The sequence below is a fragment of the Frondihabitans sp. PAMC 28766 genome, assembly GCF_001577365.1.
Lineage (GTDB): Bacteria > Actinomycetota > Actinomycetes > Actinomycetales > Microbacteriaceae > Frondihabitans.
This window is the reverse complement of sequence record NZ_CP014513.1, coordinates 1,200,978-1,214,821: the sequence shown is the minus strand read 5'-3', so window position 1 is coordinate 1,214,821 and position 13,844 is coordinate 1,200,978. Positions and strand designations below refer to the sequence as shown.

Sequence of the window (13,844 nt, the reverse complement as noted above, 5' to 3'; positions counted from 1 at the left end):
TCGCGCAGCCCCAGCGGCTACGCCACGACCCGGAGGATCTCTTCGACGCTGGTGAGGCCCATCTTGGCTTTCTCCCAGCCGTCCTGACGGAGGGTCAACATGCCCTGATCCTGGGCGAGTCGGCCGATCTCGGCGCTCGAGGCGCGCTGCACGGCGAGGCGTTCAATGTCTTCGGAGACCGCCATGACCTCGTGGATGGCGATGCGTCCGCGGTAGCCGGTGTTCGAGCACGACTGGCAGCCGACCGGCTCGTAGATCGTCGGCATGGGCTGGTCGGGGTCGACGTGGAACTTGAGCACGCTGAGAGCCAGCGGCGTGTAGTCGCCTGGCCGCTTGCAGCGGTCGCAGAGGCGGCGCGCGAGGCGCTGGGCCACGACGCAGTCGAGGGCCGAGCCGACGAGGAAGGGCTCGATGTCCATCTCGGTGAGACGCACGATCGCGCTGGGCGCGTCGTTCGTGTGGAGCGTCGAGAGCACGAGGTGGCCGGTCAGCGACGCCTCGATGGCGATCTGCGCCGTCTCGTGGTCGCGGATCTCACCGAGCAGGACCACGTCGGGGTCCGAGCGCAGGATGCTGCGGAGCGCGCTGGCGAAGGTGAGGCCCGCCTTCGGGTTGACCTGCACCTGGTTGATGCCCGGCATCCTGTACTCGACCGGGTCTTCGACGGTGATGACGTTGATCTCGGGGCGGGCGACCGCGTTGAGGGTCGTGTAGAGCGTGGTCGACTTGCCGGAGCCGGTCGGGCCGGTGACCAGGATCATGCCGTAGGGCTTCGAGTACGACTCGGCGTAGACGTCGAAGTTGCGCTCGAGCAGGTTGAGGTCGCGCAGGTTCATCGACGTGTTCGAGTTGTCGAGAATACGCATGACGACCTTCTCGCCCCACACGGTGGGCAGGGTCGCCACGCGCAGGTCGATCTGGCGGTTGCCGTGACGCACCGACATGCGGCCGTCCTGGGGCTTCCGACGCTCGGCGATGTCGATGTCGCTCATGATCTTGAGGCGGGAGATGACGCCGTTCTGGATCGACTTCGGGGCCGGCTGCATCTCGTGCAGCACGCCGTCGATGCGGTAGCGGACACGCACCTCGTTCTCGCCAGGCTCGATGTGGATGTCGGACGCCTGGTCTTGGATGGCCTGGCTGACGAGCAGGTTGACGAAGCGGACGATCGGCACGTCGTCGTCGGGGCCGCCCGCGATGTCCACTGCGGACTGGTCGCTGGCGGTGTTCTCTTCTTCGAGGGTGTTCGTGAGGTCGTTGAGCTCGTCGTCGGCACGGAGGTAGCGGTCGATGGCGGTCTTGAGGTCGCCTTTCTCGGCCATGACCCACTCGATCGGCATGCGGGAGGCGGCACGCACGTCGTCGAGGGCGAACACGTTGCCGGCGTCGCTGACCGCCACGAGCAGGAGCCCGTCGTGGATCGCGATCGGCAGGGCACCGTGGCGACGACAGACGGCGGCGGCCACCATCGTCACTGCGTTGCGGTCGACGGGATAGTCCATCAGCTCGACGAAGTCCATGTTGGCGGCCTGCGCGCGCGCCTTGGCGATCTGCAGCTCGGAGACGACGCCGCGCTCGAGGAGGTCGCGCACCGATGCTTCTTCGTCGGACGGGTTCGACATCAGGTCGAGCTGCTCGATCGGCAGAAGACCGTGCAAGATCAGGATCTCGGTCATCGACGCCATGCGGAACCTCCTAGGACAGGGGGCCGCGACGCCATCCGGATGCGTGCGGCCGAGCCCGACGTGGGTGGTCGGGCTCAGCTAGCATCTCCGTTCGCGGCGAGGGGGGCCATATCCCAATGGAGGTGCCACCCGTCGGGGGGTGCGCCCCGCGAAGAGGACGCACCTCCCGGGTCAGAAGTCGATGAGAGTCGGATCCGACTCGATGACGCCCGACGCCTGTGTCACGCTGAGCTCACCGGCGGCACGAGGTGCCGCCGCCACGACGACACTGGCTCGACCCGTGGCGCTCAATTTCTTCACCGCGACGACCCTGTCGTCACCGTCACGCACAGTCGCCATGGCTCCCGGAATCCCTTCGACGTCGATGATGGTCCGACCGCCCGAGCTGGCGGTCGTCTTCACCGCAGGTGCGACAGGCACGAGGTCTCCCACCCCCTTGAGCAACGTGAAATCGATTCCCGGCGAGCGCTCGAGGTCGTCGCCCGAACCGAGCTCGACGTTCGCGACGTACATCGACTCGCTGCGCGGCGCCGAGAACACCACTGATGCTCGACCTTCGCTCAGCGGTGCGCGTGCGACCACAGCGCCGAAGAAGTCGCGGACGGAAAGGACTGCCCCCGCCGGTGCACCGGTCGTGGAGGCCGACACCCGCGCCACGCCCCCGTCGATCTCGGTGCTCTCGACGGTCGGGATGACGAGCTGGCCAGGGGCCGGTGTCGTCGTGTCGCCTAGCCGGAACGGAGTCGCCGCAGAGACGGCACCGTCGTAATCCTGGACGATCGTGAACCGTCGCTCAGAAGGGAGGTCGCGTGGATCCCAGTCGGCCGTGACTCGAGCCGTCGAGTCTCGTGCGATGGCAGTACCGACGACCGCGCCACGTGCGTTTTTCACGACGAGAGTGGCGTTGACCTTCACGCCCGTGACCGTCACGTCGACTTTGCCGCGCCCGGGGAAGGACGTGTCGGTCGACACGAACACCGGCGCGTCGACGGACGCGACCGTGCGATCGACCTTCAGCGCGCGAGGATCCGACTCGCCTCGGTCGGACGACATGACGGCAGTGAACGTGTCGATCGATCCCTTGCCGAGGGACACCGGGACATCGACGAGGTTGCCGGCCGGGATCACACGCGTGACCGTGTCGCCGGTCGCCGTCGAGGTGACGGTGACTGTAGAGCCGACGGGGCCGCGGGCCTTGAGGCGAGCACCGTCGGGTGTGAATCCCGCGAACTCGAACACGCCGAGCTGAGGGATCGCCGACTCGGCCCGGGCCGAGGCTGCGGGCGCCGCCTGGCCACTTGCTGCGGGGAGGACGACGGGCGACAGGAGTGCGAAGCCGATGCAGGCACCGGCGAGATTCTTCGTGAATGACATGGTTGCCTCAGGCTTTCGGGAGTTCGAAGTCGTCGCGGTCGGACTGCGCGCCGTTCATCGACTGCGTGATCAAGAATTCGGTGCCGGCTTTGCTCGCGGGCGGGACGGTCATCGCCAATTGCGCCCTGCCGTTCGTTCCGGCCAGGTGGGTGGCGACCACGGCGCCCTTGTCGTTCCTGATGGTCACGACCGCGCCAGGCAGGGCCGAGGCCGTCACGACGGCCCTCGAGCCGGTTCGCTGCACGTCCTCGACTTCGGGAGCGTCGGATACTCGATGACCGATGCCTTCCTTGACGACGAACCAGCCGGACGACGAGTGGGCGCCCTGATGGGAGGCTTGCACGCGGAAGCGTGCTTCGGCGGCGGGTGCGTTGAAGCTGAGTGTCGTGATGTCTCCGGTGCGAGGTGCGGAGGCGACGACCCGGTCCATCTCGTCGCGGATCTCGACGCGGTCCGTAGTGGCGTCGCTGCGAACCTCGACGACGATCTGCGAACCCTCGAGGCGGTGGGTCTCCGTGGGCTTCAGCGGGGCGTTCTTCGTGAAGTAGGCGCCGCCGGAGAACTCCTGCCCAGCGCAGTCGTACTCGACCTCGAACCCGTGATCGAGGGGGTGCTCGATCATCGTCGCCCACGTGCCGTCGTCCGACACCTTCACGTCCTTGCCGAGGCCGCCGAAGTCGGTGGACAGATCCTGACCGACGCGGACGGTCTCGGTCGCCGGCCCGGTGCCCTCGAGCGAGACGACGTCTCTCTTCTTGTCGTATGCGGTCACCTCGATGTCCAAGTGCTGTGGAACGACGTGCACGCGCACGGCGGAGGGCTTCGTCTCGTGCTTGCCGTCGGCCGAGACGAAGACGGCCTCGACGTTCGTCACGCCGAGAGGCAGTGGTGACGAGGTGCAGCCGGCGTAGTGATAGGAGTCATCGCCCGTAGCCGGCTTCTCCCCGCGGCAGAGGACGGCTTGCGTCGAGGCGCTGCGAATGACGAGGGACGCACCGATGTGACTGTCCTCTTTCCAGTCGACGGCGAATCGCGGGGTGCGGTCCGATGTCGCAGCCACTTCGTCTTCAGGAGAATGACCGTCGACCAGGTAGAGCTCTGGCGCGGTGCCCGACCAGGAGGCACGGGGAGCTGTGGGCAGAGTCTGTGCCGCGGACGCGGCAGTGACCGGCAGAAAAATGCTGGCCGCTAGCCCGAGGGAACCGGCAGCAAACGCGGTGGAGTGCTTCATATCGACTTTCGTGTCACCGACTCGGGAAGGCCGCATGACCCATCGGTACACGTATTTTACATGTTACTTTCACGCGTGCCTGAACGCAGGAAGGCCCCGCCACTCGCGAGAGTGACGGGGCCTTCCGTTCGCAGAACTGCTGCGGTGCGGGGCTGCCGCTTAGTTGTACGTGCCCGGCGTGAAGTCGTCCGACGAGAAGCTGTCGAAGTCGACGAAGCTGAGGTCAGCCTCGTTGAACGTCGCATCGTCGGTGAACACGCGGTTCGGGTAGCGCTCGGCCTTCGCCTCTTCGGTGGCCTCGACGGCCACGTCGCGGTAACGGCTGAGGCCGGTACCGGCCGGGATCAGCTTTCCGATGATGACGTTCTCTTTCAAGCCCATCAGCGGGTCGGACTTGCCCTCCATGGCGGCCTGCGTGAGCACACGCGTGGTCTCCTGGAAGGACGCGGCCGACAGCCACGACTCGGTCGCGAGCGACGCCTTGGTGATACCGAGGACCTCTTGACGAGCCGAGGCCGTCTTCTTGCCCTCGGTCAGGGCGGCGCGGTTGATCTCGTTGTACTTCATCCGGTCGACGAGCTCACCCGGCAGCAGGTCGGTGTCGCCGTGGTCGACGACGGTCACCTTGCGGAGCATCTGTCGGACGATGACCTCGATGTGCTTGTCGTGGATCGGCACACCCTGCGAGCGGTAGACGTCCTGGACGCCACCGACGAGGTGCTGCTGGACCGCGCGGACGCCCTTCACACGAAGGACCTCTTTCGGGTCGACGGCACCGGCGATGATCTGCTGCCCGAGCTCGACGTGCTGGCCGTCTTCGATGAGAAGCGTGGAGCGCTTCAGCACCGGGTAGATGACCGGCTCGTCGCCGTTGTCGGGCGTCAGGATGACGCGGCGGGCGCGATCGGTGTCTTCGATCACGACACGCCCGGCGCTGTCCGCAATGGGCGACGCACCCTTGGGGGTGCGGGCCTCGAACAGCTCGGTCACGCGGGGAAGACCCTGCGTGATGTCGTCGGCCGACGCCGAACCACCGGTGTGGAAGGTGCGCATGGTCAGCTGCGTGCCGGGCTCGCCGATCGACTGGGCCGCGATGATGCCGACGGCCTCACCGATGTCGACGAGGTTGCCGGTGGCGAGCGAACGGCCGTAGCACTTCGCGCAGACGCCGACGGCCGACTCGCAGGTCAGCACCGAGCGCACCTTGATGCTCTCGACGCCGGCCGCGACCAGCTGGTCGATCAGGACGTCGCCCACGTCGGCGCCACCCTCGGCGACGACGACACCCTTGGGGTCGACGGCCTCCGAAGCGAGCGTGCGAGCGTAGACGGTGTTCTCGACCGTCGCGTCGCGCACCAGCTTGCCGGTGGAGTCGGGCGCCGCGATCGGCAGCTCGAGACCGCGGGTGGTGCCGCAGTCGTCTTCGCGGATGATGACATCCTGCGAGACGTCGACGAGACGACGCGTGAGGTACCCCGAGTCGGCCGTCCGGAGAGCCGTGTCGGCCAGACCCTTGCGGGCACCGTGCGTCGCGATGAAGTACTCGGCCACCGACAGCCCCTCGCGGTACGAGGAGATGATCGGGCGAGGGATGATGTCACCCTTCGGGTTGTTCACCAGACCGCGCATACCGGCGATGTTGCGCACCTGCAGCCAGTTGCCTCGAGCACCCGAGGTCACCATGCGGTTGATGGTGTTGCTCTTCGGGAAGTTCTCGCGCATCGCAACGGCGACCTCGTTGGTCGCCTCCGTCCAGATCTTGATCAGGTCGGCGCGACGCTCGGCGTCGGAGATGAGGCCCTTGTCGAACTCGCCCTGAACGGCCGCAGCCTGCTTCTCGTAGCCCGCCACGATCTCCGGCTTGCGCGGAGGCGTGAGGATGTCGGAGAGAGCGACGGTGACGCCCGAGCGCGAGGCCCAGTAGAACCCGGCGTCCTTGATGTTGTCGAGGGCGCCGGCGACGGCGACCTTCGGGTAACGCTCGGCGAGGTCGTTGACGATCTGCGAGAGGACACCCTTGTCGGTGACCTCCTGCACGAACGGGTAGTCGTCCGGCAGGGCCTCGTTGAACAGCGCGCGACCCAGCGTCGTCTCGACGAGAGTGGTCTCACCCTCGACGTAACCGGCCGGAGCCTGCCCCTCGGCGAACGTCAGACCCGGGATCCGGATCTTGACGACCGCGTTGAGGTCGAGCGAGGCCTGGTCTTTGGCCAGGATCGCCTCGGAGACGGACGAGAACGCCCGGCCCTCACCCGTCGCACCCTCGGTGACCGTGGTCAGGTGGTGCAGACCGATGATCATGTCCTGTGCGGGCAGGGTCACCGGGCGACCGTCGGACGGCTTCAGGATGTTGTTCGACGCCAGCATCAGGATGCGGGCCTCCGCCTGCGCCTCGACGCTCAGCGGGAGGTGCACGGCCATCTGGTCGCCGTCGAAGTCCGCGTTGAACGCGGCGCAGACGAGCGGGTGCAGCTGGATGGCCTTGCCCTCGACGAGGAGCGGCTCGAAAGCCTGGATGCCCAGGCGGTGCAGCGTGGGCGCGCGGTTCAAGAGAACCGGACGCTCACGGATGATCTCTTCGAGGACGTCCCACACCTGCGGGCGCGAACGCTCGACCATGCGCTTGGCGCTCTTGATGTTCTGAGCGTGGCTGAGGTCGATGAGGCGCTTGATGACGAACGGCTTGAAGAGCTCGAGAGCCATCTGCTTGGGCAGACCGCACTGGTGCAGCTTCAGCGTCGGGCCGACGATGATGACCGAACGGCCCGAGTAGTCGACGCGCTTGCCGAGCAGGTTCTGGCGGAAGCGACCCTGCTTGCCCTTGAGCATGTCGCTCAGGGACTTGAGGGCGCGGTTGCCGGTACCGGTGACGGGGCGACCGCGGCGGCCGTTGTCGAACAGTGCGTCGACGGCCTCCTGCAGCATCCGCTTCTCGTTGTTGACGATGATTTCGGGGCGCCGAGGTCGAGCAGACGACGAAGACGGTTGTTGCGGTTGATCACACGACGGTAGAGGTCGTTGAGGTCACTGGTCGCGAAGCGGCCCCCGTCGAGCTGCACCATCGGGCGGAGCTCGGGCGGGATGACCGGGACGACCTCGAGCACCATGGCGGCCGGCGAGTTGCCGGTCGACAGGAAGGAGCTCACGACGCGGAGACGCTTGATGGCACGGATCTTCTTCTGACCCTTGCCGTTGGCGATCTGGTCGTGCAGCACTTCGGCTTCGGCCTCGAGGTCGAACGACTCGAGGCGCTTCTGGATCGCCTCGGCGCCCATGTGGGCCTCGAAGTAGATGCCGAAGCGGTCCTGCAGCTCGTGGAAGACGGCGTCCTCCGGCTTGAGATCGCCGACCTTGAGGTTGCGGAAGTCCTCCCACACGCGCTCGAGACGGGTGATGTCTTCGTCGAACGCCTTGCGCGTCTGCGACATCTCCTTCTCGGCGCCGTCTTTCGCACGACGCTTCTGGTCGCTCTTCGCGCCTTCGGCCTCGAGGGCCGCGAGGTCGTCTTCGAGCTTCTTCATGCGGTCGGCGATACGGCTGTCGCGCTGCGTCTCGAGCTGCTTGATCTCGAGGCGGAGCTCGTTCTCGAGGCCCGGCATGTCGGCGTGACGGCCTTCGTCGTCGACCGAGATGACCATGTAGGCGGCGAAGTAGATGACCTTCTCGAGGTCTTTCGGCGCCATGTCGAGGAGGTAGCCGAGACGCGACGGAACACCCTTGAAGTACCAGATGTGCGTGACGGGGGCGGCGAGCTCGATGTGGCCCATGCGCTCCCGCCGGACCGAGGACTTGGTGACCTCGACGCCGCAGCGCTCGCAGACGATGCCTTTGAAGCGGACTCGCTTGTACTTGCCGCAGGCACACTCCCAGTCGCGGCTGGGGCCGAAGATCTGCTCTCCGAAGAGGCCGTCCTTTTCGGGCTTCAGCGTGCGGTAGTTGATGGTCTCCGGCTTCTTGACCTCACCGTGCGACCAAGCGCGGATGTTCTCGGACGTGGCGAGGCCGATCCGCAGCTCATCGAAAGTTGTTGCTTCGATCAATGTTTATCCCTTTTGTGGAAAAAGTGTCTTTGGAGGGTGAGCGCTTCTAGATCTCGTCGACGGACGAGGACTCGAAGCGGGAGGAGATGTTGATGCCGAGCTCTTCCGCAGCACGGAACACCTCGTCGTCGTTGTCGCGGAGGCTGACCGTCGTGCCGTCGGCAGACAGCACCTCGACGTTCAGGCAGAGCGACTGCATCTCTTTGATGAGCACCTTGAAGGACTCGGGGATACCCGGCTCCTGGATGTTCTCACCCTTGACGATCGCCTCGTAGACCTTGACGCGGCCGAGGATGTCGTCGGACTTGATGGTCAGGAGCTCTTGGAGCGCATACGCGGCACCGTAGGCCTCGAGGGCCCAGACCTCCATCTCGCCGAAGCGCTGGCCACCGAACTGCGCCTTACCACCCAGCGGCTGCTGCGTGATCATCGAGTACGGGCCGGTCGAACGGGCGTGGATCTTGTCGTCGACCAGGTGGTGCAGCTTCAGGATGTACATGTAGCCGACCGACACGGGCTCGGGGAACGGCTCGCCGGAGCGGCCGTCGAAGAGCTGCGTCTTGCCGGACGACCCGATGAGGCGGTCGCCGTCTCGCGTGACGAGGGTCGAGTCGAGCAGACCCGCGATCTCGTCTTCCGAAGCACCGTCGAACACCGGGGTGGCGACCTTGGTGCCGGCGGGGGCCGACAGGGCCTCCTTGGGCAGGTTCTCGGCCCACTCCTGGATGCCGTCGACGTTCCAGCCCTGCTTGGCGATCCACCCGAGGTGGATCTCGAGCACCTGGCCGAAGTTCATTCGACCGGGCACGCCCAGCGGGTTGAGGATGATGTCGACCGGGGTGCCGTCGGCGAGGAACGGCATGTCCTCGACCGGCAGGATCGTCGAGATGACGCCCTTGTTGCCGTGACGACCGGCGAGCTTGTCACCCGCGGTGATCTTGCGCTTCTGGGCGATGAACACGACCACGCGCTGGTTGACGCCCGAGCCGAGCTCGTCGTCTCCGTCTTGCGCGTCGAACACCTTGACGCCGATGATCGTGCCCTGCTCGCCGTGAGGCACCTTCAGGGACGTGTCGCGGACCTCGCGGCTCTTCTCGTTGAAGATCGCGCGGAGGAGACGCTCTTCGGCGCTGAGCTCGGTCTCGCCCTTCGGCGTGACCTTGCCGACCAGGATGTCGCCGGGGCGGACCTCGGCGCCGATGCGGATGATGCCGCGCTCGTCGAGGTCGGCCAGCAGGTCGGGGCTGACGTTGGGGAGGTCACGAGTGATCTCCTCCTTGCCGAGCTTCGTGTCGCGGGCGTCGACCTCGTACTCCTCGATGTGGATCGAGGAGAGCGTGTCGTCTTTCACGAGGTTCTGCGACAGGATCATCGCGTCCTCGTAGTTGTAGCCCTCCCACGGCATGAACGCGACGAGGAGGTTCTTGCCGAGCGCGAGCTCGCCGTTCTCGGTCGCGGGGCCGTCTGCAAGCACCTCGCCGACCTCGACGCGCTGGCCGGCGTCGACGATCACGCGGTGGTTGTAGGACGCACCCTGGTTGGAGCGGTCGAACTTGCGGAGGTAGTAGTCCTGCGTGCCGCCCTCGTCGAGCTGCACGGTGACGGCGTCGGCGGAGACCTCGAGGACCACGCCGGCCTTCTCGGTGGTGACCACGTCGCCGGCGTCGATGGCGGTGTAGCCCTCCATGCCGGTGCCGACGAGCGGCGACTCGCTGCGGACCAGCGGGACCGCCTGGCGCTGCATGTTCGCACCCATGAGGGCGCGGTTCGCGTCGTCGTGCTCGAGGAAGGGGATGAGCGACGTCGCGACCGACACCATCTGGCGCGGCGAGACGTCCATGTAGTCGACCTCGGACGGATCGACGAGCTCGACCTCTCCGCCCTTGCCGCCACGGCGAACCAGCACCTTGTCGTCGGCGAAGTCGAACTTGTCGGTCAGCGGGGCGTTGGCCTGCGCGACGACGAACTCGTCTTCCTCACTCGCGGTGAGGTAGTCGATGTCGGCCGAGACGTGGCCCTTGGTGACGCGACGGTACGGCGTCTCGATGAAGCCGAACGAGTTGATGCGGGCGAACGACGCGAGCGAGCCGATCAGGCCGATGTTCGGGCCTTCCGGGGTCTCGATCGGGCACATACGGCCGTAGTGCGACGGGTGGACGTCGCGGACCTCGACGCCGGCGCGCTCACGCGACAGACCGCCGGGCCCGAGGGCCGACAGGCGACGCTTGTGGGTCAGGCCCGACAGCGGGTTGTTCTGGTCCATGAACTGCGACAGCTGCGACGTGCCGAAGAACTCCTTGATCGCGGCGACGACGGGGCGCACGTTGATCAGGGTCTGCGGGGTGATCGCCTCGATGTCCTGCGTGGTCATGCGCTCGCGGACGACGCGCTCCATGCGGGACAGGCCGGTGCGGACCTGGTTCTGGATGAGCTCGCCGACGGCGCGGATGCGACGGTTGCCGAAGTGGTCGATGTCGTCGATGTCGAGACGGAGCTCGACCGGCTGACCGTCGCGAACGCCCGAGATGGTCTTCTGCTCGGCGTGCAGCGACACCAGGTATTTGATCGTCTTGACGATGTCTTCGACGGTCAGGACCGAGTCGGACAGCGGGGCGTCCATGCCGAGCTTGCGGTTGATCTTGTAGCGACCCACCTTGGCCAGGTCGTAGCGCTTCGGGTTGAAGTAGAAGTTGTCGAGGAGCGCGCGTGCGGCCTCGGCAGCGACCTGCTCGCCCGGGCGGAGCTTGCGGTAGATGTCTTTGAGCGCCTCTTCCTTCGTCAGGATGGCGTCTTTCTCGAGGGTCGCCTCGATCGACGCGAAGCCCTTGAACTCCTCGAGGATCTCTTCGCTCGTCAGGCCGAGGGCCTTGAGGAAGACGGTGACGCTCTGCTTGCGCTTGCGGTCGATACGGACGCCGACCTGGTCGCGCTTGTCGATCTCGAACTCGAGCCAGGCACCGCGCGAGGGGATGATGCGCGACGAGTAGACGTCTTTGTCAGAGGTCTTCTCGGGGGTGCGGTCGAAGTAGACGCCGGGCGAACGGACGAGCTGCGACACGACGACGCGCTCGGTGCCGTTGATGATGAACGTGCCGCGCTCGGTCATGAGCGGGAAGTCGCCCATGAACACGGTCTGCGTCTTGATCTCACCGGTGAGGTGGTTCATGAACTCGGCGTTGACGTAGAGAGGGGCGGCGTAGGTCTTGCCGCGCTCTTTGCACTCGTCGATCGAGTACTTCGGGTCTTCGAGCTCGGGAGCCGTGAACGAGAGCTGCATCGTCTCGCCGAGGTCTTCGATCGGCGAGATCTCTTCGAAGATCTCTTCCAGGCCCGAGTGCACGGCGAGGTCGGTGCGGCCCTGAGCCTGGCCTTCAGCGAGGCGGCCCTTCCACACGTCGTTGCCGACAAGCCAGTCGAAGCTCTCCGTCTGAAGCGCCAGCAGGTCGGGGACCGTCAGCGTGTCGGTGATCTTCGCGAACGAGAGTCGCGATGCGGTGCGACCGTTCTTGGGTGAGTTGGTGTGTGCGTTGGGCGCAGCAGCCAAGGAAACTACCTCCGTGGCCCTGTGAAAGGGCCTATGTCGTCTGTCGGACAGTACGTTGTGGTGAAACGAGCAAACCCTGGTGTCGGGGAGTCGTGGGACTCGGACGAGACACCCGCTGATTCGCCGCGATATTCGAATCAGGCTTCAGACGACCGCAATATGACGACTGAACGCATGGGTAGCGCAAGGGTCAAGAATAGTACGCCCCGACGCGCCCTGTCTAGTGGGTCGTTGACCTTTTTTCGATCAGCGGGTATAAGGTAGCTCAGGGCCGACGGCGAGCCGGATGCCGAGGGCGATCATCACGCAGGCGATGATCGCGTCGAGCACCCGCCAGGCCGCGGGCCGCGCGAAAACGGGCCGCAGCAGGCGGGCCCCGAAGCCGAGAGCTGCGAACCAGAGGCAGCTCGCGATCAGCGCGCCGACGGCGAACCACCACCGCTCGTGGCCCTGCCGATTGGCGACGGAGCCCAGCAAGAGCAGCGTGTCGAGGTAGACGTGGGGGTTGAGCCACGTGAACGCGAGCGCCGTGAGGATGACGGTGCGGAGGCGAGGGGCGTCGGATCCTGCGCCGTCGGATCCTGCGCCGTCGACTCCTGGGCCCGTCGCGGCTGTCGCGGTCGTCGAGCTCGTCACGGCGATCGTGTCGGGGTCGGCCACCAGCGCGCCCAGCCGCAGGGCGCGCTTCGCCGCGAGCAGCCCGTAGACGATGAGGAAGGCGGAGCCGACGACGCGGATGATCACGAGAGTGACGGGCGCCGCCTGCACGAGAGCGCCGATGCCGGCGACGCCCGCCGCGATGAGCGCGGCGTCCGACAGAGCGCAGATGACGATGACGGGGGCGATGAGACGGGTGACTCCCCCGATGCCGAGGCGCAGCACGAAGGCGTTCTGCGCGCCGATCGCGATGATCAGCGACAGGCCGGTGACGAGGCCGAGCAGGGCTGCGAGAAGAGGGGCGGGCATGCCTCTACCGTGACGGTTGACGCTGCTGAAGTACAGCTAATGAATTTCACGGTGCATAAGATCGGCTTATGCAGACCGAACAGCTCCAGACGCTGTCAGCGCTGGTCGACGAGGGCACCTTCGACGCGGCGGCGCGGCGGCTGCATGTGACGGCGTCGGCCGTGTCGCAGCGCGTCAAGGCGATGGAGCAGGAGGCCGGCCGCGTGCTGGTGCAACGCACCACCCCGGTCACGCTCACCGAGGCCGGCACCGTGATGCTGCGGTTCGCCCGACAGGTCGCGCTGCTCGAGGCCGACGCGCGGCGAGAGCTCGCGGGCGACAGCGCCGGGCCGGACGCCGCCGACGAATCGCGGCCGGTCACCAGGATGCCGCTGGCCGTCAACGCCGACAGCCTCGCCACCTGGTTCCTCCCCTCGCTTGCCGGGCTGGGCGACGAGCTCGGTGTCGCGTTCGACCTCCACCGCGACGATCAAGAGCGCACGACGCGGCTGCTCCGCTCGGGCACCGTCCTCGCCGCGGTCACGTCGACGCGCGAGCCGGTGCAGGGCTGCGTGACGAGTGCGCTCGGGGCGATGCGATATCGGGCGGTGTGCTCGCCCGCCTTCCGCGAGCAGTGGCTGCCGGGAGGGACGGGAGGGGCGCAGGATCCTGAACTCGTTGCCTTGAGGTCGGCCCCGGCGGTGCACTTCGACAACGCCGACGACCTGCAGGACGCCTTCCTGCGCGACACCGCGGGCGGGCCCGGCTCGGGGCCGCGGCACTTCATCCCGACGTCGGGCGACTTCGCCCGGGCGGTGGTGCTGGGGTTCGGCTGGGGGATGCTGCCCGAGCAGCAGTGTCTCGAGCCGCTCGCGGCGGGCGAGCTCGTCGAACTCGCGCCGGACTCGCCGGTCGACGTGCCTCTTTACTGGCAGCGGTGGAATCTGCGGTCGGCGCTGCTCGACTCCGTGACCGCAGCCGTCGCCCGCGGGGCTGCGGCGTCCCTCCTCCCCCTCTAACCCGAC

Annotated in this window: 6 protein-coding genes and 1 pseudogene; 1 reads left to right on the top strand and 6 read right to left on the bottom strand. The window is 66.8% G+C overall.

The window, feature by feature from the left end; all coding sequences use genetic code 11:
- Positions 1–17 precede the first annotated feature (17 nt).
- The 6 genes and pseudogenes from AX769_RS05920 to AX769_RS05895 form a co-directional block, all read right to left on the bottom strand.
- Entirely contained in the window at positions 18–1,685 is a 1,668-nt protein-coding gene (locus AX769_RS05920; protein ID WP_066277036.1) for a GspE/PulE family protein, read from the bottom strand.
- Between the two features lie 171 nt (positions 1,686–1,856).
- Positions 1,857–3,059: a hypothetical protein gene (locus AX769_RS05915; protein WP_066277033.1), complete on the bottom strand. Its 1,203-nt coding sequence runs from the start codon at positions 3,057–3,059 to the stop codon at positions 1,857–1,859.
- Between the two features lie 7 nt (positions 3,060–3,066).
- A complete protein-coding gene (locus AX769_RS05910) occupies positions 3,067–4,119 on the bottom strand; it encodes a hypothetical protein (RefSeq protein ID WP_066277031.1) in 1,053 nt (350 codons plus the stop codon).
- Positions 4,120–4,449: 330 nt separating this feature from the next.
- A pseudogene (locus tag AX769_RS05905) lies at positions 4,450–8,330 on the bottom strand (DNA-directed RNA polymerase subunit beta').
- A 46-nt stretch (positions 8,331–8,376) separates the two neighbouring features.
- Complete coding sequence (gene rpoB, locus AX769_RS05900; protein ID WP_066277026.1) at positions 8,377–11,874, bottom strand: DNA-directed RNA polymerase subunit beta; 3,498 nt, start codon at positions 11,872–11,874, stop codon at positions 8,377–8,379.
- A gap of 246 nt (positions 11,875–12,120) precedes the next feature.
- Positions 12,121–12,840, bottom strand: coding sequence for a LysE/ArgO family amino acid transporter (locus AX769_RS05895; protein ID WP_066277024.1), 720 nt, complete (start codon positions 12,838–12,840; stop codon positions 12,121–12,123).
- A 68-nt stretch (positions 12,841–12,908) separates the two neighbouring features.
- Between AX769_RS05895 and AX769_RS05890 the strand changes: the two genes are divergently transcribed.
- Positions 12,909–13,838, top strand: a complete 930-nt coding sequence (locus AX769_RS05890; protein WP_066277022.1) for a LysR family transcriptional regulator ArgP — start codon at positions 12,909–12,911, stop codon at positions 13,836–13,838.
- Positions 13,839–13,844 lie beyond the last annotated feature (6 nt).

Coding starts and splice junctions, on each gene's coding strand:
- AX769_RS05920 (WP_066277036.1), bottom strand. CDS start 1,685: ATGGCGTCGATGACCGAGATCCTGATCTTGCACGGTCTTCTGCCGATC.
- AX769_RS05915 (WP_066277033.1), bottom strand. CDS start 3,059: ATGTCATTCACGAAGAATCTCGCCGGTGCCTGCATCGGCTTCGCACTC.
- AX769_RS05895 (WP_066277024.1), bottom strand. CDS start 12,840: ATGCCCGCCCCTCTTCTCGCAGCCCTGCTCGGCCTCGTCACCGGCCTG.
- AX769_RS05890 (WP_066277022.1), top strand. CDS start 12,909: ATGCAGACCGAACAGCTCCAGACGCTGTCAGCGCTGGTCGACGAGGGC.